The following is a 19981-nucleotide window of genomic DNA, read 5'->3' as shown; positions in this document are numbered from 1 at the left end:
GGGTGTGCATCGTGATACAATCAGGAATGACGTAAGGTTTTCACTTTACGGCGAAAGGAGGTCTCGCTTTATGGAAACATTGGAAGCTGTGGATATGACACAGTTGATCATGGAGTCTCATGAGCTGTCCACGATGATTAACCACTCGCGCGAGGTCTCAGATTATCTGGAGGCCAAACGCCAAATGGAAGCAGATGAGGAAGTGCAACGTCTGCTCGTCGTGTTCGAGGCTAAGAAGGAACAGTACGAAGATGTGCAACGGTTCGGGAAGTATCACCCGGATTACAATCATATATCCAAAGAAGTACGGGAACTGAAGCGCAACATTGAACTGAGGGATTCCGTACAGGCATTCAAGCGAGCAGAGGATGCTCTGGATGAGCTCTTGTATCAGGTGAGTAGAACCATTGCTCATTCCGTCTCGGAAACGATAAAGGTACCGAGTAACAATCCATTTTTAGAGGCGCAGGGCAGTGGTTGCGGGACAGGTGGAAGCTGCGGCTGCAGTGTGAAAAAGCCATCGTAATTCACGCTGTTCCCGATTCATTTTGGCGCAGCAGAAAACAGTCTTCACAAAGATTGCCACAGCAAAACTGCTTTTCGTCAGGTACGCGAAAGCGGAAGCGATACACATGCTGCGCGTCATCAGAGCGCACGTAAATGCATTCTGGCTTTAATTTGGTATCAGTGGTCAGGCGCTCTCCTGTTTCCATGAGCTGCTTTGTCAGCAAAGGAGCAGGGAGCGTACTGCATACATAGAAAAAGAGCTGGCCTGCATATGTTCGCCAACTGCTATGGGTCACGATTTTTTCGCGGTGAAGCGCTTCCTCGAATTGATGATAAAACGTAGCCAGCATAGGACCACGATTCCTTTCTGTAATAAGCTTTCACCAGTAAGTATACCACGATTGGGAAGGAGACCGACGGCAAAACATGAGAGAGCGACGTCTGGGGGTCGCCGTGTGGGTGAAAAACACGCGTGCCGCCAAAAATTTACGCAAATTTGGCACCATTCATTACATCTCCAAACGCTTAAATTACGTTTCGATGTATGTGGATGCCAATTTGTTGGATGAAACGATTCGCATTATGGAAAAGCTGCACTTCGTAACAAAAATTGAACGCTCCCATCGCCATGAGATCCCGGTAGAATACAACAATGCAAGACCGGATAAGGCAAAGGAATATGATTATAAACAAGAGAAGAACCAGGTAATGGCACTAGCAGAGACCTTACAGACAGAAGAAAGCAGCCAAGCAACCGTTGGTTCGACATAAGTTGTTCATAAGCTGCCAATTTTCGGCAGCTTTTTCGCTTTTGTTAAACGGGCGTACATGGTATGCTAAAGTGGAAGAAAACGAGAAGCCACGCGCATGAATGCGTTTTCAAGAGATAGATTAGCGAAAGAAAGGTGAGCATACATGATTCATCTGGATATTAACTGCGATATGGCAGAGGGCTTCAGCAGAGGTCGACAATCTGAGGATTTGGGGATTATGAAATGGATCACCTCCGTTAATATTGCTTGCGGATTGCATGCAGGAGATCCACATATTATTTGCAGAACAATCGAAGCTGCACTCAAGCATGATGTGAAAATCGGGGCACATCCCGGATATGCAGATATTCAAGGCTTCGGACGTCGTTCGATGAACTTATCTGTCAATGAAGTATATGAGCTGGTGCTGTATCAAATTGCAGCCTTGGCTGGGACTACAAAAGCACTCGGTGGGGAGCTGCACCATGTGAAATTGCATGGCGCGTTGTATAACGAAGCAGCTGAACGCCCAGAGCTCGCCGAAGCGGTTGTCCAAGCCATTGCGGATATTGATGAGGAATTGATCCTCTATGCGTTGTCTGGCAGTAAGCTAGTAGAGGCAGGCTTGGAACACGGCCTTCAAGTGGCAGAGGAAGTATTTGCAGAGCGGGCTTATTTGCCGAATGGTCGATTGGCACCGCGTGAGTTGGAAGGAAGCGTGCTGATCAGCAAGGAAGAACGCATGGAGCAGACACGTCAGCTCGTTTTAAAACAAAGAGTAATGACGGTCAATGGCGAGCACATTGACTTGGCGGCCGATACCCTTTGTGTCCATCACGAGAGCCATGACGTACTGCAATTCCTTGTCGAAGTACATAAGTGGGCAAAGCAAAACGATGTGAAAATTGAACCAATCACAGCTCGATAGTAAAAAGCCATCCAGCAATGCCATCCCATTATCGGGAAATGGACGTTGCTGAATGGCTTTTTTCATGTTTCCGTTCTTTGATTGTGCCGTTATCAATCAGGAAAATGACATCTGCGAGCTTCTCGGCTTCTTCACGATCATGGGTGACTAGTAGAAACGGGATGTTCCACATAGCGTGAAGGCGAAGCAACTCATCCTGGCATTGTTTACGCGTATCCGCATCCAGCGCAGATAAAGGCTCATCAAGGAGCAGAATGTCTGGTTCAGTTGCAAGTGCACGTACGAGTGCCACCCGTTGTTTTTGTCCTCCGGATAATTGGTGAGGATATTTTTGCAGCAGATGATCGATTCCCACTGTGGACAACAATGGAGCCAAATTTAGCTCATGCTCTTTTTTCAAGCCGTATCGAACATTTTGCTCGACTGTCATGTGAGGGAACAGCGCATAATCTTGAAATAAATACCCGATGTTGCGTTTTTGTACGGGAAGGGGCTTCTGTCCTTCGCGATAAAAGACGTTCTCGTTTAATTGGATCACGCCGGTATCGGGATGAACCAGACCTGCAATACTGTTCAATATCGTTGTTTTGCCAGAGCCGGATGGTCCGAACAGCACGACAATTTCCTTCTGCACCGAAAAGGACACATCCAAAATAAAATCAGGCAAACGCTTCTGTATGTTGACAAAGAGCATGTACCATTCACCTGCCTTACTTTTGATTGGCGTACCTGCGCACGTTTCGACGACTCCACCAATTCAGCCAGAGAGTCGTACCCATACCTAAGGAAACAATAATGATGACCCAAAACAATGCCTTATCCATTTGACCAGCCTCAACAGCAAAATAAATGGCGACGGGAATCGTATCGGTTTTCCCAGGGATGTAGCCTGCGAGCATCAGCGTAGCACCAAACTCCCCTAAACCACGGGCAAAAGAAAGAACAAACCCAGCCAACAGGCCAGGCCAAGCCAACGGAAAGGTAACGGTCCAGAATAATCGCCATTCGGAAGCGCCCATCGTGCGTGCTGCATTCTCTAAACGTTGATCTACTCCTGTAAAGGCAGCGACTGCACTCTGATACATCAATGGAAAGGAAACGACAATCGAGGCAATGACGGCTCCTGTCAGCGTAAAGACGACGGTAATATTGAACCATTCATGCAGTAGCTGGCCGAGAAAGCCGTTTTTTCCGAAAAGCATCAACAAGCCGAAGCCAACAACAGTGGGAGGGAGAACAAGCGGAAGCAAAAAGAAGGACTCCAGCACATTCTTCCCCCAAAAATCCTTTTGTGTCATCCACCTTGCAAAAACCATCCCAAGGACAAATACAAAGGAGGTGGAGAGCGCAGCTACTTTAAGGGAAAGCATCAAAGGAGTAAGATTCGTTTCGATCACGCTTGCCACCTCCAATTTCGATTCGGTTGGTTTATTTATTGAAACCCATACTTCTGTAAGATCGCTTTTCCTTTGTCGCTTGTCAAGTAGGCAAGAAAAGCTTTTGCTGCATCTGGGTTCTTCGATGCGCTGACGACCGCACCTGGATAAACGATCGGTTTGTGCCATTCAGGCTTGGCTGTTGCCAATACCTTTACATTTTTCGAAGCGGCGGCATCACTGGAATAGACAATGCCGACTTCTGCGTTACCGGATTCTACGAAGGTCAAAACTTGGCGAACATCGCTGCCAAATACCATTTGTGCCGAAAGAGAATCCCACATTTTCAGCGTATCCAATGTTTCTTTCGCATATCGTCCAGCAGGGACTGTCTCAGGCTCACCGACGGCAATGTGCTTAATCGTTGCGTTGCTCAGCTCTTCAAAAGAAGAGACTGCGACAGCACTTGTGTTACCTGCGATGAGAACAAGCGAGTTTTTCGTGAAGTCTTGGCGAGTGTCTTTAGCGATCAGCTGCTGTTCCTCTAGACCGTCCATGTCTTTTTTACTAGCCGACAAGAATACGTCAGACGGAGCGCCTTGCGTAATTTGTGTGGCGAGTTTTCCCGAGCCACCGAAGTTAAAGGTGAGGGTCGTTCCCGGGTGTTCTGTTTCATATTGCGTTTTCAACTCATTCAAGGCATCCGTCAAGCTAGCAGCAGCAGAAATCATCAATTCTATCTTTGCTGCTTCGGTTTTTGCTGGCTCACTTGCTTGTGGGGCTGTTTGTGTTGTCGAGCAAGCAGTGAGCATCAAGCAAAATGCCGTCAATAAGGCTAACCAGTGCTTCTTCATAAAAAAAGACCTCCATAATTATATTTAGTTATAATTAATTATAACTGGACATAACTAGATTATATGGATTCGTAATGAATAATCAATTGCGATTTTACGACAGTTGTTTGAAAATAGAGCAAAGGAGATAACGGAGGCGGGACATGAGTCAACAAAATTCTTATACCACCGAAGAGATAGCAAAAATTCTACGTATTTCTAAGCTGACGGTCTACGATCTGATTAAAAAAGGAGAGCTGCCCGCTTATCGAGTCGGGAGGCAAATGCGCGTAGACGAAAGCGATCTGGAAGCGTACAAGGCGAAGGCAAAGGGAGAATACAGACAAGCCTCAGCCGTCAGCATCCCACAGACAGGACAAGCTCAGCAGACGTCACGACATGAGCAGACTGGTACAGGCCGCAATATTATTATTAGCGGACAGGATGTGAGCTTGGACCTACTAGCCGGGCATTTGGAGAAAAAGGATGAGGCATACCGACCGCTTCGCTCGTACGTGGGCTCTCTGAACAGCCTCGTGGCGATGTATGCAGGTAAGGCTGATATCGTCAGCACACACTTGTACGATGGGGATACCAACGAATACAATGTCCCGTACATTCGTCGCATTTTGTGTGGGCATCGTTTTGTTGTCATCAATATGTTGTCACGTTGGGCCGGATTCTACGTTCAGGCAGGTAATCCGAAACAGATCAAAGCATGGAGCGATTTTACGAAGCCGGGGATTCGAATGGTCAATCGGGAAAAAGGGTCTGGTGCACGCACGTTGATTGAAGAACAGTTTCGACTGGCAAAAATAGCGGGGAAGGACGTGATTGGCTATGAACGGGAAGAGTCCAATCACCTGGCAGTCGCAGGGGTAGTAGCACGGCGCGAGGCAGACGTAGGGGTGGGTATTGAAAAGGCAGCTTCACTCGTGGGAGTGGAGTTTGTCCCAACTGTGCGTGAGCGATATGACCTTGTCTTGTTGAAAAATAAGGACAATGAACCGCTCATTCAGGCCGTTCTTGATGTTCTCGATTCACGTCCATTTCAAAAGGAATTGGAAGCGGTCGGGGGTTATGATCTTAGCCAGACAGGAAAAATTATGTACGAAACCTGGTAAACGCTAAAGAAAGCTGCCAATCATTACGATACAATGAGTGGCGGCTTTTTTATTTCACTCAGGAAAGACCATTGTCAAATAAGGCGTATTCTCTACAGAATCTCCTGAATTTCTACTCAGTTTGACATATATTTGCTACAATGAAACAAAAACATTTAGCGCCTGCCGCCGGGCGGTTTATTATTTGGGGGCTGTCATGAAATCACTACATAAAACGAGCTTGCTAGTATGTGTGACGATCCTCATTTTTTTTGGCTCAGTTGGGGTCGTCGCGTATTGGCCAGCCATTTCTCAAATCATTGCCATGAATCAATCACCTGAGGAGGAGCAAAAGTTCGTCGATCCATTTTCCTATGATCCGCCTCTGCCGTCTTATGTAAAGGATTTGAACCCTGTCTATAAGATTCAAGCAGAATTACATACGTCCGAAGCAAAAATAACCGGGAATATGACCTTGGAGTTTGACAACCCGAAAACTCCAGATGTACGGCTGTATATTTACGACTACCTTTGGAACAAAATGACGGTGAAGTCGATTCGCTACAAGGACAAGCCGCTTTCTTTTGAACGTGGCCAATCGCTGGTGAAGCTGGCAAATCCTCTAGGTAAGGAGCTTCGTGGCGCCTTAACCATTGAATTCGAGAACCCGGTTCCACGTAGGGGTACACGATTTGGAGTCAAAGACGATATATGGACGTTGACGACATGGTACCCGATGCTGGGGGCCCAAAATCAAAAAGGTGTTTGGTATAATCCGCCGCAACGCGTTGATTTTGGTGATCCATTCGTTTACCACTATGGAGATTATGATGTGTCATTTACCTCTCCACAAGGCTACAAATGGGTCAGTTCATGGGGTAGAGGACAAACGAAGTCAATCGGTGGGAGTAAGCAACAAGTCCATTATCAAGCAAAAAATCTGTTGAACTTTGGACTGGTGGGAAGTCCGCTTTATCACATTGAAACGATTCAATTTGCTCCGAATTTAACGGTTGACATTGCTTCCGTTGATAAAGGGAACATAGAAAGAATCAAGGGCATTGCCCAATCGGTATTTCCTACTTTCATCGACATGTACGGTCCGTTGCCGTATCCGCACGTGGCGATTGCGGAAACGAGTACAGGAACGACGTACGCCATGGAGTACGCGAATCTCGCCGTATTCAAAAGAGACATGCATCACAACAATCTGATCGATCATTGGCTGCCGCATGAGGTGGGGCATCTTTGGTGGTACAACAGTGTGGCTACATTGGAGTCCTCGCATGGGTGGCTTGATGAGGGGCTGGTGGAGCTCGGTGTGTCCCATTACTTGCAGAAGCGTTATGGTGCCCAATCAGCTACGACTTTGTTAGATGAGTACAACCGGGATGTCAAACGTTTGCAAGAGCGCTATCCAAATGGAAAGCTGGACAAGCCGTTGCAGAAGTTTGCCACTGAAGAAGAGTTTAAGCTGACCTGGTATTCCCGGGGAGCACTCTTGTTCGATAACCTGCGCCGCAAAATCGGTGACGATGCCTATAAGCGATTCTTGCAGCGCGTCCAGCAAAATTATCATGGCAGTGTCATTGGTGCAGAGCATCTCGATCAGGCGCTTGGGCAAACCTTGCAAGGGGAAGCGAAATATTTCACCCTGTATACCAATAGTGCAAATAAGAATGGCTTTGGTGCCGTGCAATTGGAGCCCTATATCACCACGATCATCAATAACATGAGTTTTTATCCATCGATTCCGGCTCGAGTCACCCAAAATACGGTGTATATTCCGCTGCGTGAGCTCGGTGAGAAAATGGGATTAGCCATTAGCTGGGACGACAAGAAACAAATGATCCGCGTAAAAGGAAATGGACGCGAAGTATTTATAAAGGAACGGGAGCGCTTTGCTGTCGTAGATGGGAAGCGAATAGATTTAGGCAGCCCGTTAATCGAAATCAAAGAACGTACGATGGTTCCACTGTCATTTTTTGAAAAAGCATTAGAATATGAGACAGCGTACAATCAACAACAAAAAACGGTGAAGATCAATACATACCGAACGATTGGAAAGGCGGCAGAAACAAAATGAAAAACCTGGTGTTAGTCGGATTTATGGGAACAGGAAAAACCACGGTTGGCGCCGCACTCGCTGCCTCTTTGGGAATGAAGCATACGGACTTGGATGATGCGATTGTGGAAAGTGAAGGTTGCAGCATTCCAGAAATCTTCACTGATCAGGGCGAAGCGTATTTCCGAGACGTCGAGACGAAGCGTCTTGCACAATTACTGGCAGCAGGGCATCAGGTACTAACAACTGGGGGAGGAGCTGTATTACGGAAGCAAAACGTAGAGATGATGATGGAGCACGGCATCGTAATCACGCTGTATGCCACGGAAGAAGAGCTCATCAAGCGTTTGGAAAATGATACAGGCAGGCCCTTGTTGGCAGGAGGCGTAGCGACAAGGGTAAAAACCTTAATGGCGGAGCGTGCTGGTGTATACGATTTCGCCCCGATTCAGGTGGATACGACAGGGAAGAGCCTTTCCGATATTGTGATGGAAATTACGAGCCAAGTGGTTGAAAGAACGCAGGACGGGGAACAATAGAGGGGACAGCGCTTGCGCCATGGTGTGAATCCGTGAGTAAGAAGGAGGTCAAGTGCGATGTCCTTTCAGGAATATTTAAAGTACCTGACGAAACTGTTTGTTCAGTACATGGATACCCCGAAAGATGAACGCCGTTTGCGTAAGACTCCACGCGAGTCTTGGTCGTCACGCTGGTTTGGTGCCATTCCTATGTCCATTCGACTGTTGTGGCGCAAATAAAATTCGCAAACCTATCATGAACGAAGACGGAGGGTGCATATGGCGAGAGTAGCGGTAGAAAATTCCCTGTCTGAACTGTGCAAGATGCTGCGTCAAAATGGTTACGATGTTGTTGATTTGGGCAACTGGCAGCAGGTGGTAGATGCGATTGTCATTACAGGCCAGGATATCAACGTACTGGGTGATGAAAACAAAACGATTACAGGTGCTCCCATCATTAATGCAGAGGGAATGACGGTCAATGAAATTTTTCATGCCGTTCATGAACGTCTCTCTCCTACAGAACATCGGTGAATAGAAAACGTAAAAAACAAGCTCTCCAACCGGTTATTCGGCAGGAGAGCTTGTTTCGTTTACAAAAAATCGTCCGACGCGATGGGCATACGAATACGGGACAAAGCGCAGGCCCTCATCCCATACGCCGACATAAGCATTTTGGTCGTTCCATAAATGCAGGGACCCCACGACAAAGGGTGCCAAAACCTGTGACTGATGAATCGGGACGGCTAATGTTACCGGCGAGGTATAATCTTGCTGCCACAATTGGTTCCAGGACACGTCTGTGTCCGTTGTACTCATTTGGCTGACCCACCCGATATGATCAAAAGGATCAGCCTCGGCTGCGTTTAAAATTCTCATTTGAGTCAGGCGTTGTCCATTTTGTATGAGCTTCTCGCCTGCAAAAGCATCGACTGTGGGCTCGCTAATTTGAAAGGAAGTGGGATACATTTCTCCCGTTTTTGCATTGACCATTTGTGTATCTGACTTCTGGGTGATCAGCCAGTAGGAAGCGAACCCGTCATAAACTGGCTCTGCCGCGATTTCTTTCGGAGCAAAAGCGTCATCGAACAAGATGTACTCCCCGACACCGTATTCCAGGAGAACAAATTTCTCATGGGAGGTAGAATCAGGTGCTTCTCCAATCACCAAATACCCTACTTGCTTGTCCGCTTTTTTTATACTTACTAGCCATTGATGCTGCCCTGCACCAAGTGTTTGCACGTCCGTCTTTGCGTCCTGCCATTGCTTGAATTGGGGGTCTCGGCTTGCGAGTGCATCCATCCATTCTCGAATTTGTGCTTGGAATTGCTTGTCCCAGCTTGCTTCGTCTTGCGCAAAAGCTGGTAAGGAAAGCAGCATCAGAGACAAAAGAGCAGCGATAAAAGGAAGAAATCGTCTGGTCACAACTATGCACCACCTTTTGTAAAGGCTTAACCTATTCCTATTGTAACCAGCTATGACAAAAAGATTTGTTGCAACGTGTCTTTTCTGTTTCACATTTTCTCGTTGATCTTTTACATGATTCGCCCTGATGCGGGGAGATGTCGCATGCTTTTTGCTTTCGATGACCGCATGAGCGGAGGAACGGAAGATAAATAGAACAAGCCACCGTTGATGAACGAAACCTCGATCCGCGGCTCGTATTGCCATGCCAGCTCGTCCTTTCGGCGTTGTCTTTCCTCATCTGGCGTGCTCTTTTTCCATTCCACTTGATTAATCTCTTCGCGTGGAGTGGTTTGGATTCCATTTGCACGTAAAAAGTCGAGGATTCGTCCGCCAGAAGCCCGGTATTCGTCAAAAGATATTGGCTGTTCGACAGAAGCTGTTCCAGCTGGATCAGGCTCGGTTTGCTGAGCCTCTTGCCCGAGTGACGACTGAGCTACTGGTTGCTCTGCTTCATCTTCGGTTTCGTCTGCGTTTGTCTGCTCATCTTGTGGTTCGCGCCGTGCCAATTCTTCATAGTACGCTTCCAAGATGGCCATTTCTTCGCGTAAACGTGTACGCGCTTCCTCTGCCCACTGCTGATCTTCTTGTCCCAATGTATGTTCGACTTCCAGTTGTACCATTTGGAGGGCTTCCTGTATGGTTACCTTTCGATCCAACGTGTAATAGTAGTCAGGGATGGTAGGGGTCAAGGAAAGTGAAAATAAAAACGAAGTGAAATCCGCCACCATCCGTGGCTGATGCAAATTAATCCCCAGGTACAATAAAATGTCACGTCGCTTGTCACAGAGTAGAGAAACCTTCAAGTTCATCCCGAGCCAAGGCACGAGAGGGGTTGACCGACGCTTGCCGGCATTACCTAAAAGTCCCCCTTGTTGCTCGTACATACAGACAAAGCTGCCATGCTTTTTGGTGGAAGCGAAAATTTGTTGCATGCGGGCAGCCCCTAGATGCAGATGCTCGGATCGCAAACCCTCTGGCATGCAATCCGGATGAAAAGTAAAGGTGAGTACTAATGGTTGATAAGCCAAATTCATCTTATCCACCCAGCTCCAGTAAAAAGGGCGATTGCCGATATCTTTGTCCACCTCGACAGGGAGCTTGACTGTGAAATAATCTGGGTGAGACTCGACGATATGGGCAGAAAAAGTCGCCAAATAGCGCTCGACAAATTGTCTGACCTGTTGTTGCTGCATCAGGAGACCTCATTTCTTTTTCGTTTCCAACAAGAGTTATTGGTCAGCCGCCTCAGAAAGCGGGACGGCTTCTTTGGTTACTTTGCTTGCCCGAATCGCGTGTCCAATGTTATCGAGCTTCAGCGCCATTTCTTTGGAGGAGCGGGAATCCATAATGATTTGAATCAGATTATCTTCCAAGGAGTGACTTAGATTCAGGCGTTCTACAATATCATCGAGTTCACCGATGACCATTTCAAACAGGTCGATTTTTTCATACAGCAGCTTGAGAATATGCTCCTCGATCGTTCCTGTTGTCGATAAATTGTAAATGTGCACATCCCTTTTTTGTCCGAGACGATGGACGCGACCGATTCGTTGCTCCACTCGCATGGGATTCCACGGCATATCGTAATTAATCACCTGATTGCAGAACTGCAAATTGATCCCTTCCCCGCCTGCTTCCGTCGCGATCAGGACTTGTGCACGATTTTGGAACAGATCAGTCATCCAGTCCTTTTTACTGCGTTTAAAGCCGCCGCGGAAGGGGACAGAAGTAATGCCGTGGTCGTGCAAATACTTTTGCAGATAGTTTTGTGTTGCCCGATACTCTGTAAAAATGATGACTTTGTCGTTGATTTGTTGAATGAGCTCGACCGCTTTGGCAGCCTTGGAGTGCGTCTCAATTTGTTTAATCATCTCGACTAGCTCAAGAATTTGTGTGCGCAAGGGAGAGTCCTCGCCGGTGCGCTGGTGCATGTTATACAGCGTCATAAACGCAGCTTCCTTACTTGAGCAGACCTCACGCTGCAAGGTAATCAGAGCAAGAGAGTTGAAGCCGCCAACCCCAAATCCTGTTTGGTATTGCTCGCGAACAAAGCGCGTCACACCTTCGTACAAGGTCAATTCCTCTGGAGAAAGGTCAATCGGAATCGACTGAACGCGTCGACTGGTGAATTGAATACCACCATCACTTCGTTTGTTGCGAATCATGACCTTTTCAATTTCCTCGCGCAATTTCTCGCTGTTTTTGGATTGGCGTTTGCCCTCTACGTAATTGGTAGAGAAGGTGGAAGTATGGCCGAGGTGACCTGGTTTTAACAAATTGATGAGGTTGTACAGCTCGTCCATCTCGTTTTGAATAGGAGTTGCGGTAAGGAGCAGGCAATATTTTTTGCGGATTTCTTTGACGAACTGATAGTTGCGTGTCCGTTTATTTTTGAGTTTATGGGCCTCGTCGATGATGAGCATGTCGTAATCGATGTCGAGTACGTGACGCCTGTGAGGATCTCGTTTTGCTGTGTCTATCGATGCGACAACGACCTCGTGCTGCCGCCACATATATTCTTTTTTTTGCGCGACTGCTGCTATGCCGAATTTTTGATGAAGCTCTTTTGTCCATTGAATCACGAGAGAGGCTGGAACCAGGACGAGAATTTTTTTAGCCAAGCCGCGGACCATATACTCCTTCATGATCAAACCTGCTTCGATCGTCTTTCCTAGACCGACCTCATCTGCGAGAATGGCTCGTCCGCGCATCTCTAACAGGACACGTTTCGCCGTTTCTAGTTGGTGTGGAAATGGTGACAAGAGTGGAAGGTATTTCAGACATTGCAATTGATCAAATTCGTGAACAGCCATCGCTTCCTCGGCTTCCAATGAGAGCTTGAACAGCTCCCACTTATCCCAGGGGCCATCTTCTTGCATGCGTTCTGTAAGCGTATTGATCCAACTCGTATCAAATGAAATAGGAACATTCGGCATATAAGATACTCCTTTACATAGCTCTACCATAACATTCATGGTTAATGTCTAAAAACTGAACGTTTATCTATTGTCAATGTGTTTTGTTAAGATTTTCTGAATCTGACTGTTAATTTGTATATTTTCAACTTTGGACTCTCATGGTAGGATAAGGAGGTAGTACATCCATTAGTATGGAAATGATAGCAAAAACTTATGTATGACCATGAAACAACCGCGAATGATGGTAGTAGGGAGAGACTGCTTGAACGTTTGGCAGCGCCGAAGGAGCAAGCCGGTAACGGTGAATCTCTCAGGCAAAAGTACCTCTACCGGACGCAACTCTGGAGAGAGCTCACACGAGCCACCAAAGGGGAAACTTGCAAATGGGGAAAGAAAGAATCCTCATGAGATTCGCAAGGTAACTCTCAGGTACCAAGGACAGAGGAGGAGAAATGGGCACCATTATTTTGGTGTACCCGTTTTTCCCCCTCTGTTTTGTTTTTGGATCTTATTGTTCACAGGAGGTGCCACATGTCCAATTTGAAACGTACGCCACTATTTGATTCTTATGCAAAGTATGGCGCGAAAACTATCGACTTCGGTGGTTGGGATCTGCCGGTGCAGTTTACAAGCATTGGTCAAGAGCATGAAGCTGTTCGGACAAAAGCTGGTCTGTTTGATGTTTCCCATATGGGAGAAGTGGACGTAAAAGGGGAAAACGCTCTTTCTTATCTCCAGCGTGTGACTACGAATGACGTGTCGAAGCTGGCAGTCGGACAGGCGCAGTACAGTGTGCTTTGCTACCCAGATGGGGGGACGGTAGACGATCTGCTTGTTTACAAATATGCAGATGATCACTACTTGCTCGTCATCAACGCAGGGAATATCGACAAAGACTATGCGTGGCTAGAAGAACATCTGATTCCAGGTGTAACGATTAAGAATATTTCGCCACAAACAGCACAAATCGCGATTCAAGGTCCTTTGGCAGAATCCATTCTGCAAAAGCTGACGACGACAGACTTGTCTCAAATCGGCTTTTTCCGTTTTGGGCGTGATGTGCAAGTGAGTGGTATTCCTGCATTGGTCTCCCGCACTGGCTATACTGGCGAAGATGGCTTCGAGATTTATTTGGATGCCGATCGTGCAGCAGAGCTGTGGGACATCTTGCTGGATGCTGGGAAAGAAGAAGGTCTGTTGCCGTGCGGTCTCGGTGCGCGCGATACGCTTCGTTTTGAAGCAAAGCTGCCACTGTACGGCCAAGAGCTCAGCAAAGACATCACTCCGATCGAAGCGGGCATTGGCTTTGCTGTCAAGGTAGACAAAGAAGTGCCGTTCATCGGTCAAGAAGTGCTGAAGGCACAAAAAGAAAACGGTGCTCCACGCAAGCTGGTAGGGATCGAAATGATCGACCGTGGGATTCCGCGCACGCATTACCCCGTCTATATAGGAGAAGAGCTCATTGGCGAGGTGACGACGGGAACACAATCTCCAACCTTGAAGAAGAACGTCGGTCTCGCTCTCGTAAAAACCGAGCATGCTGCGCTAGGTACACAAGTAGAAGTAGAAATTCGCGGAAAACGTCTGAAAGCAGAAATCGTAGCCGCTCCATTTTATAAACGCCCAAAAAACTAAGCGATACACCACATACATCCTTTTAGAGGAGGACAACGTCCGTGAAATACCGCTACCTGCCCCAAACTGATCAGGACAAGCGCGAAATGCTGGAAACCCTCGGCATTTCGAGTATAGAAGAACTGTTTGCTGATATTCCGGAAGAAGTACGTTTTAAAGGTGCTTTGAATATTCCAGAAGCACTTTCCGAGCCAGATTTGGTGAAGTATTTTACACGCCTCGCAAATAAAAACGTAAACTTCAGCACGCATGTTAACTTTCTGGGTGCGGGTGTTTATCAACATTACACGCCGAGCACAGTCAATCATATGCTGCTCCGCGGTGAATTCTTTACCGCCTATACACCTTACCAGCCAGAAATCAGCCAAGGTGAGCTGCAAGCTATTTTTGAGTTCCAAACGATGGTATGTGAGCTGACTGGCATGGAGGTAGCGAACTCCTCGATGTATGACGGCGCGACTTCTTTGGCAGAGGCAGCGATGATGGCTGCGGGTCACACTGGCAAAAAGCGCGTAATCGTTTCCCGCGCTGTACATCCGGAAGCGCGTGGTGTTTTGAAAACATATGCGTATGGACAAAACGTTGAGCTGGTTGAAGTAGGTATCAACAGCGATGGCGTTACAGATACAGCGGCTCTGGAAGCGCTTGTTGATGAGAATACAGCAGCGGTCATCGTGCAGTATCCAAACTTCTTCGGAAACGTAGAGGATTTGGGAGCGATTGAACCAATTGCACACGGAAAAGGCGCACTGTTGATTACATCCTCCAATCCGCTTGCTCTGGGTGTACTGGAGGCGCCGGGCAAATTAGGCGCAGATATCGTAGTGGGCGACATGCAGCCATTCGGTATCCCAGCGTCCTTTGGCGGACCGCATTGCGGATATTTTGCTACAACCTCCAAACTGATGCGCAAAATGCCAGGTCGTATCGTCGGTCAAACGAAGGACGAAAATGGCAAACGCGGCTTTGTATTGACGCTGCAAGCGCGTGAACAGCATATTCGTCGTGAAAAAGCGACTTCCAATATCTGCTCCAACCAAGCGCTGCTCGCTTTGGCTGCTTCTATTGCCATGACAGCACTCGGCAAGCAGGGTGTACAAGAAATGGCGATGATGAACCTGCAAAAAGCTCATTACGCAAAGAATGCCCTGCAAGCAAAAGGCTTGGAGATCGTATTCACCTCACCGTTCTTTAACGAGTTCGTGGTGAAGCTGAATAAACCAGTTGCAGAAGTGAACAAAGGCCTGCTGGCTGCTGGAATCATCGGGGGCTATGATCTCGGACTCGACTACCCAGAGTTTTCCAATCACACCTTGTTTGCAGTAACTGAGCTGCGTACCAAAGAAGAAATCGACACATTGGCGGCTGAATTGGAGGCGATCACACGTGCGTAACGACCAAGAGAAAGCACTGATCTTTGAAATGAGCAAACCAGGCCGTGTGGGCTACAATTTGCCGGCATTGGATGTTCCAGAAGTAGAAGTAGCAAGCCTTTTGCCAAAGCACCTCATTCGCGAAACGCCGGCTGAGCTGCCAGAAGTATCTGAGCTGCAATTGGTTCGTCACTATACAGAACTGTCTCGTCGCAATCACGGGGTAGACAATGGCTTCTATCCGCTTGGTTCTTGCACGATGAAATACAACCCAAAAATCAACGAAGATGTTGCCCGTTACGCAGGCTTCGCGCAGACACATCCATACCAACCGGAAGAAACCGTACAGGGCGCTTTGGAGCTGTTGTACAACCTGCAAGAAGAACTGGGTGAAATTACTGGCATGGACGCAGTTACACTGCAACCAGCTGCTGGTGCTGCGGGTGAGTGGACAGGTCTGATGATGATCCGTGCCTACCACGAGAGCCGTGGGGAAGGACATCGTACCAAAGTAATCGTGCCGAACTCCGCACACGGTACGAACCCGGCATCTGCTGCGGTAGCTGGCTTGGATACCGTAACCATTGCATCTGACGAGCGTGGATTGGTTGACATTCAAGCACTGCGTGATGCGGTTGGTCCTGACACAGCTGCCTTGATGTTGACGAACCCGAACACACTCGGATTGTTTGAAGAAGATATCGTGGAAATGGCGAAAATCGTCCATGAAGCAGGCGGTCTCTTGTACTACGATGGTGCGAATGCGAACGCGATTTTGGGCATTGCCCGTCCAGGTGACATGGGCTTTGACGTGGTGCATCTGAACTTGCACAAAACGTTTACAGGGCCTCACGGCGGTGGTGGTCCAGGTGCAGGTCCGGTCGGCGTGAAAAAAATTCTCGAGCCATTCCTGCCTACTCCAATCGTAGCGAAAAAGGAAGACGGCAGCTTCTACTGGGATAGCAATCGTCCGGCTTCCATCGGTCGCGTAAAAGGCTACAACGGAAACTTCGGTATTCTCGTTCGTGCGTACAGCTACATCCGTACCATGGGTCCAGAAGGCTTGCTGCAAGTTTCCCAAAATGCGGTGCTCTCCGCCAACTACATGATGCGTCGTTTGGCAACGGCTTATCATCTGCCATTTGATCGCGTCTGCAAGCATGAGTTCGTCCTGTCTGGTGTAATCCAGAAGAAGCTGGGCGTACGCACGCTCGATATCGCAAAACGCTTGCTCGACTTCGGCTATCACCCGCCAACGATCTACTTCCCATTGATCGTGGACGAGTGCCTTATGATCGAACCGACCGAAACCGAGACAAAGGAAACGCTCGATGAGTTCATCGACGTCATGATACAAATTGCCCGCGAGTGCGAGGAAACGCCAGAAATCGTTCAGGAAGCTCCTCATACCACTGTGGTCAAACGTTTGGATGAAGCGACAGCGGCAAGAAAGCCAATTCTACGTTATCAACCACAAGCATAATTCTAGATTCCAGGAAAAGTCGCCTGTTGTTACGGGCGGCTTTTCTTTCCGATTGGTGCTATCATGGGGGAAGAAGAGGCAGGGAGGGTTCGGGCCGAATGAAGAGAAAGATTGTATTTACCGGTGGTGGTTCGGCAGGACATGTTACTGTGAATCTTGCGCTTATCCCCCACTTTATCAAGCTGGGCTGGGAAGTCGCCTATATTGGTTCTGCGACAGGAATTGAACGAGAGCTAGTCGCCAACCATCCGGATGTTCGCTATATTGGCATTTCTTCAGGCAAACTGCGACGATACTTTGATTGGAAAAACGTGAGTGACCCGCTGCGAGTCGTCAAAGGCATTTGGCAGGCTTCTCGCTTTCTTGGCAAATGGAAGCCGGATTGTGATTTTTTCCAAAGGGGGCTTCGTCTCCGTGCCGGTCGTATTTGGGGGGTGGCTAAACCGTCTTCCTGTAGTCATCCATGAATCTGATCTGACACCCGGTCTCGCAAATAAGCTGGCTGTCCCTTTTTCCAGCAAGGTGTGCGTAACATTTCCAGATACGCTTTCGAAAGTGCCGAAAAACAAAGGGATTCACGTAGGCGCAGTGGTGCGAGATGAGCTGAAGCAGGGGAGAAGAGAAGCGGGCTTGTTATCTTGCTCTTTTTCTACAAAGAAACCTGTCCTGCTCGTCATGGGAGGAAGTTTGGGGGCACGGAGAATAAACGATGCGGTACGCCATTCGCTTACTGCTTTGCTCGAACATTTTTCCATTGTACATATTTGTGGCAAAAATCAAGTGGATGAAACGATTCAGGTGAATGGCTACAAGCAATTTGAGTATGTACAGGAGGAATTGCCCGATTTGCTGGCAATGGCTGATCTTGTCGTGTCTCGAGCTGGCTCCAATGCGATTTATGAGTTTTTAGCCCTGCAAAAGCCGATGCTCTTGATACCGTTGTCCCGTGAAGCAAGTCGGGGTGATCAGATTTTAAATGCACAGTCTTTTAAAAGGCAGGGCTTGTGTCATGTTTTGCTCGAAGAAGAGCTAACGGCTGATCGCTTTTTTCAAGCGGTGAATGACTTGCAAAACAACAGGGAGTCCATCTTGCAGCGAATGCGGGAAGAGACTGAGAAGAAAACAGATTCATTGGCGCAGGTCTTGGCCATTTTGCAGGAAACAGCTCGCTCAAATTAGCCCATCAGAAGCTTGCCGTCCTTCGTGCCAGAAGCGTACAATGAAGGCGTTGTGAATGAGGAGGTACATAGATGGAACAGTGGCGCTATATCGTGACGGAAGCAATGTCACCCGCGATGAATATGGCAGTAGATGAAGCGATTTTGCAGTTACACAGTGAGGGCAAGGTTCCCCCGACCGTTCGTTTTTACACGTGGGACCCCGCGACACTGTCGATTGGTTATTTCCAAAAGGCCATCAAGGAAATAAACCTGGAGGAAGTTCAAAATAGAGGATTGGGCTTTGTTCGCAGAGCGACGGGAGGACGTGCTGTTCTCCACGATCAGGAGCTGACATACAGTGTCATCGTATCCGAAGACCATCCGAAAATGCCTTCGAGTGTAACGGAAGCCTACAAAATCATCAGCTTGGGACTGCTGCACGGATTCCAAAACCTTGGACTCTCGGCGGAAATGGTCTCTTTAGCGAGTGAAGAGGAGAAGGAAAAGTACAATTCGCCAGGGTCATCCGCCTGCTTCGATTCGCCCTCATGGTATGAGCTCGTGGTAGAGGGGAAAAAAGTAGCGGGAAGCGCTCAGACCCGACAAAAGGGCGTTATTCTTCAGCACGGCTCTATTCTGCTTGATATGGACGTAGATTTACTATTCTCGCTCTTGCATTTCCCATCGGAGCGGGTAAAACAACGGATGATCGATAGTTTCCGACAAAAAGCAGTGACGATCAACGAAGTAAGCCCAAGGCCAATCAGTCTCCAAGAGTCCATCGAGGCGTTCTCGAAAGGCTTTGCATCTGGATTGGAAGTGGAGCTAATTCCTTCAACGCTTACGGACGAAGAACTCGCGTTGGCAGAAGAACTCGTTAAGACGCGCTATGCCACAGACGAATGGAATCTGCGTCGCTAAACAATATAGAAAAGCTCTCTCGGATGTATATGCATACCGGGAGAGCTTTTCTTCATTACACGAGTACACTTGTGTTGATATGCTGTTCAAACAAATCTTGTAGCGTAAGCACGACAGGTCCTGGCTGTCCGTTGCCGACAGCGACGCCATCTACCGAGATGAGCGGCATGATTTCCGCAGTCGTGCTGGTGAGGAAGACTTCATCGGCTTGCTTCAAGAAAGCCATGTCGAATGCTTCTTCATGTACAGTGATGCCATTGTCTCGAGCCAAATCAATGACCACTTGGCGGGTAATTCCGTGCAGGATCAGATTGTCAGCCTGATGCGTATACAGCTCGCCATTTTTTACGACGAACAAATTGGAAGAGCTGCACTCTGTGATGACGCCGTTGCGGTGCAAAATTGATTCTTGGGCACCTGCATCCTTTGCGTATTGTTTGACAAGTACAGCTCCTAGCAGATTGAGCGTTTTAATATCGCAACGGAGCCAGCGGATATCTTCGACGAGTTGTGCTGTCCAGCCCTTTTTCATATCGGAGACAGGGCGGTCCTTGTGACGGACAAAGCCCATGATCACAGGCTTGATCCCAGACGGAATATCGTGAACACGCGGTGAGGCGCCACGAGATACTTGCAGGTAAAGGCTGGCGTCATCATTCTCCGTGATGTTGTTCTTGGCGATCAACTGATTCGCTAAATCTGTCAGCTCTTCTGCGCTCCATGGAAGCTCCATTTTTATTTCTTTGGCACTTCGAAACAAACGGGTAAGATGTCCATCCCATTGATACATGCGTCCCTTATAAATGCGTACTACCTCATATATGCCATCCCCAAAGTTATAACCGCGGTCTTCTGGATGAACTGCGACTTGCCCTTCTTCTACCCATTTTCCATCTACATACAGCATGGTACTTCCCCCTCAATGGATTCCAATCCGTTTCT

General features: G+C 47.9%; 20 protein-coding genes, 1 pseudogene and 2 riboswitches. Of the genes and pseudogenes, 13 read left to right on the top strand and 8 right to left on the bottom strand.

Annotated features, from left to right (window positions below):
- Positions 1-70: 70 nt before the first annotated feature.
- Entirely contained in the window at positions 71-526 is a 456-nt protein-coding gene (locus tag HPY28_RS03885) for a YlbF/YmcA family competence regulator (RefSeq protein ID WP_017247958.1), read from the top strand.
- A gap of 1 nt (position 527) precedes the next feature.
- Here the strand turns inward: HPY28_RS03885 and HPY28_RS03880 are convergent, their stop codons facing one another.
- Positions 528-857: a hypothetical protein gene (locus tag HPY28_RS03880; protein WP_017247959.1), complete on the bottom strand. Its 330-nt coding sequence runs from the start codon at positions 855-857 to the stop codon at positions 528-530.
- A gap of 76 nt (positions 858-933) precedes the next feature.
- Between HPY28_RS03880 and HPY28_RS03875 the strand changes: the two genes are divergently transcribed.
- On the top strand, positions 934-1278 hold the full coding sequence (locus HPY28_RS03875; protein ID WP_007725782.1) for a YlbG family protein: 345 nt from the start codon (positions 934-936) through the stop codon (positions 1276-1278).
- 144 nt (positions 1279-1422) lie between these two features.
- Entirely contained in the window at positions 1423-2187 is a 765-nt protein-coding gene (locus HPY28_RS03870) for a LamB/YcsF family protein (protein ID WP_017247960.1), read from the top strand.
- Between the two features lie 28 nt (positions 2188-2215).
- On the opposite strand, the gene HPY28_RS03865 is transcribed toward HPY28_RS03870, so the two are convergent.
- Genes HPY28_RS03865 through modA form a run of 3 tightly spaced genes read right to left on the bottom strand, consistent with a single transcriptional unit; the run spans position 2216 to position 4417 of the window.
- Positions 2216-2881: an ABC transporter ATP-binding protein gene (locus HPY28_RS03865; protein WP_069844594.1), complete on the bottom strand. Its 666-nt coding sequence runs from the start codon at positions 2879-2881 to the stop codon at positions 2216-2218.
- A 16-nt stretch (positions 2882-2897) separates the two neighbouring features.
- Entirely contained in the window at positions 2898-3584 is a 687-nt protein-coding gene (gene modB / locus HPY28_RS03860; protein ID WP_017247962.1) for a molybdate ABC transporter permease subunit, read from the bottom strand.
- A gap of 35 nt (positions 3585-3619) precedes the next feature.
- A complete protein-coding gene (gene modA, locus HPY28_RS03855) occupies positions 3620-4417 on the bottom strand; it encodes a molybdate ABC transporter substrate-binding protein (protein ID WP_106833414.1) in 798 nt (265 codons plus the stop codon).
- A 143-nt stretch (positions 4418-4560) separates the two neighbouring features.
- Between modA and HPY28_RS03850 the strand changes: the two genes are divergently transcribed.
- From HPY28_RS03850 to HPY28_RS03830, 5 genes are all read left to right on the top strand, one after another.
- The gene (locus tag HPY28_RS03850) at positions 4561-5520 is read left to right on the top strand and encodes a helix-turn-helix transcriptional regulator (protein ID WP_174230093.1); all 960 of its coding nucleotides are present in this window, start codon (positions 4561-4563) and stop codon (positions 5518-5520) included.
- A 196-nt stretch (positions 5521-5716) separates the two neighbouring features.
- Positions 5717-7585 carry a stalk domain-containing protein gene (locus HPY28_RS03845; RefSeq protein WP_026043023.1) on the top strand — a complete coding sequence of 623 codons (1869 nt, stop codon included), beginning with the start codon at positions 5717-5719 and terminating at the stop codon, positions 7583-7585.
- Positions 7582-8103 carry a shikimate kinase gene (locus HPY28_RS03840; RefSeq protein WP_174230092.1) on the top strand — a complete coding sequence of 174 codons (522 nt, stop codon included), beginning with the start codon at positions 7582-7584 and terminating at the stop codon, positions 8101-8103. Before HPY28_RS03845 ends, HPY28_RS03840 begins: the two co-directional genes overlap by 4 nt.
- Before the next feature lie 57 nt (positions 8104-8160).
- Positions 8161-8322, top strand: a complete 162-nt coding sequence (locus HPY28_RS03835) for a YqzE family protein (RefSeq protein ID WP_007725773.1) — start codon at positions 8161-8163, stop codon at positions 8320-8322.
- Positions 8323-8361: 39 nt separating this feature from the next.
- Positions 8362-8616 carry a YkuS family protein gene (locus HPY28_RS03830; protein ID WP_017247966.1) on the top strand — a complete coding sequence of 85 codons (255 nt, stop codon included), beginning with the start codon at positions 8362-8364 and terminating at the stop codon, positions 8614-8616.
- A 33-nt stretch (positions 8617-8649) separates the two neighbouring features.
- Here HPY28_RS03830 and HPY28_RS03825 read toward each other — a convergent pair whose 3' ends face one another.
- From HPY28_RS03825 to HPY28_RS03815, 3 genes are all read right to left on the bottom strand, one after another.
- Complete coding sequence (locus HPY28_RS03825; protein WP_174230091.1) at positions 8650-9507, bottom strand: hypothetical protein; 858 nt, start codon at positions 9505-9507, stop codon at positions 8650-8652.
- A 110-nt stretch (positions 9508-9617) separates the two neighbouring features.
- Entirely contained in the window at positions 9618-10742 is a 1125-nt protein-coding gene (locus HPY28_RS03820; RefSeq protein ID WP_017247968.1) for a YqhG family protein, read from the bottom strand.
- A 36-nt stretch (positions 10743-10778) separates the two neighbouring features.
- A complete protein-coding gene (locus HPY28_RS03815) occupies positions 10779-12485 on the bottom strand; it encodes a DEAD/DEAH box helicase (protein WP_017247969.1) in 1707 nt (568 codons plus the stop codon).
- 220 nt (positions 12486-12705) lie between these two features.
- Positions 12706-12803: riboswitch (glycine riboswitch) on the top strand.
- Positions 12804-12919: riboswitch (glycine riboswitch) on the top strand. It begins immediately after the preceding riboswitch.
- Between the two features lie 79 nt (positions 12920-12998).
- Here HPY28_RS03815 and gcvT point away from each other — a divergent pair.
- The 5 genes and pseudogenes from gcvT (at position 12999) to HPY28_RS03790 (ending at position 19039) form a co-directional block, all read left to right on the top strand.
- A complete protein-coding gene (gene gcvT, locus HPY28_RS03810) occupies positions 12999-14102 on the top strand; it encodes a glycine cleavage system aminomethyltransferase GcvT (protein WP_174230090.1) in 1104 nt (367 codons plus the stop codon).
- Positions 14103-14143: 41 nt separating this feature from the next.
- Positions 14144-15496: an aminomethyl-transferring glycine dehydrogenase subunit GcvPA gene (gene gcvPA / locus HPY28_RS03805; protein ID WP_174230089.1), complete on the top strand. Its 1353-nt coding sequence runs from the start codon at positions 14144-14146 to the stop codon at positions 15494-15496.
- Complete coding sequence (gene gcvPB, locus HPY28_RS03800; RefSeq protein WP_017247972.1) at positions 15489-16958, top strand: aminomethyl-transferring glycine dehydrogenase subunit GcvPB; 1470 nt, start codon at positions 15489-15491, stop codon at positions 16956-16958. The genes gcvPA and gcvPB overlap by 8 nt, the downstream gene beginning before the upstream one ends.
- Before the next feature lie 98 nt (positions 16959-17056).
- Positions 17057-18137, top strand: a pseudogene (locus HPY28_RS03795) (undecaprenyldiphospho-muramoylpentapeptide beta-N-acetylglucosaminyltransferase).
- Positions 18138-18208: 71 nt separating this feature from the next.
- A complete protein-coding gene (locus HPY28_RS03790) occupies positions 18209-19039 on the top strand; it encodes a lipoate--protein ligase family protein (RefSeq protein ID WP_017247974.1) in 831 nt (276 codons plus the stop codon).
- A gap of 55 nt (positions 19040-19094) precedes the next feature.
- On the opposite strand, the gene dat is transcribed toward HPY28_RS03790, so the two are convergent.
- Positions 19095-19946: a D-amino-acid transaminase gene (gene dat / locus HPY28_RS03785; RefSeq protein WP_017247975.1), complete on the bottom strand. Its 852-nt coding sequence runs from the start codon at positions 19944-19946 to the stop codon at positions 19095-19097.
- Positions 19947-19981: the final 35 nt, after the last annotated feature.

The sequence above is a fragment of the Brevibacillus sp. HB1.2 genome, assembly GCF_013332495.1.
Classification (GTDB): Bacteria; Bacillota; Bacilli; order Brevibacillales; family Brevibacillaceae; genus Brevibacillus; species Brevibacillus porteri.
Note: the sequence above shows the minus strand (reverse complement) of the source record. Positions and strands in the feature narration are given on the sequence as shown.

Excerpts from the sequence above, each read along its gene's own strand:
- HPY28_RS03885 (WP_017247958.1), top strand. The coding sequence starts at position 71 with ATGGAAACATTGGAAGCTGTGGATATGACACAGTTGATCATGGAGTCT.
- HPY28_RS03880 (WP_017247959.1), bottom strand. The coding sequence starts at position 857 with ATGCTGGCTACGTTTTATCATCAATTCGAGGAAGCGCTTCACCGCGAA.
- HPY28_RS03875 (WP_007725782.1), top strand. The coding sequence starts at position 934 with ATGAGAGAGCGACGTCTGGGGGTCGCCGTGTGGGTGAAAAACACGCGT.
- HPY28_RS03870 (WP_017247960.1), top strand. The coding sequence starts at position 1,423 with ATGATTCATCTGGATATTAACTGCGATATGGCAGAGGGCTTCAGCAGA.
- HPY28_RS03865 (WP_069844594.1), bottom strand. The coding sequence starts at position 2,881 with ATGCTCTTTGTCAACATACAGAAGCGTTTGCCTGATTTTATTTTGGAT.
- modA (WP_106833414.1), bottom strand. The coding sequence starts at position 4,417 with ATGAAGAAGCACTGGTTAGCCTTATTGACGGCATTTTGCTTGATGCTC.
- HPY28_RS03850 (WP_174230093.1), top strand. The coding sequence starts at position 4,561 with ATGAGTCAACAAAATTCTTATACCACCGAAGAGATAGCAAAAATTCTA.
- HPY28_RS03845 (WP_026043023.1), top strand. The coding sequence starts at position 5,717 with ATGAAATCACTACATAAAACGAGCTTGCTAGTATGTGTGACGATCCTC.
- HPY28_RS03840 (WP_174230092.1), top strand. The coding sequence starts at position 7,582 with ATGAAAAACCTGGTGTTAGTCGGATTTATGGGAACAGGAAAAACCACG.
- HPY28_RS03835 (WP_007725773.1), top strand. The coding sequence starts at position 8,161 with ATGTCCTTTCAGGAATATTTAAAGTACCTGACGAAACTGTTTGTTCAG.
- HPY28_RS03830 (WP_017247966.1), top strand. The coding sequence starts at position 8,362 with ATGGCGAGAGTAGCGGTAGAAAATTCCCTGTCTGAACTGTGCAAGATG.
- HPY28_RS03820 (WP_017247968.1), bottom strand. The coding sequence starts at position 10,742 with ATGCAGCAACAACAGGTCAGACAATTTGTCGAGCGCTATTTGGCGACT.
- HPY28_RS03815 (WP_017247969.1), bottom strand. The coding sequence starts at position 12,485 with ATGCCGAATGTTCCTATTTCATTTGATACGAGTTGGATCAATACGCTT.
- gcvT (WP_174230090.1), top strand. The coding sequence starts at position 12,999 with ATGTCCAATTTGAAACGTACGCCACTATTTGATTCTTATGCAAAGTAT.
- HPY28_RS03790 (WP_017247974.1), top strand. The coding sequence starts at position 18,209 with ATGGAACAGTGGCGCTATATCGTGACGGAAGCAATGTCACCCGCGATG.
- dat (WP_017247975.1), bottom strand. The coding sequence starts at position 19,946 with ATGCTGTATGTAGATGGAAAATGGGTAGAAGAAGGGCAAGTCGCAGTT.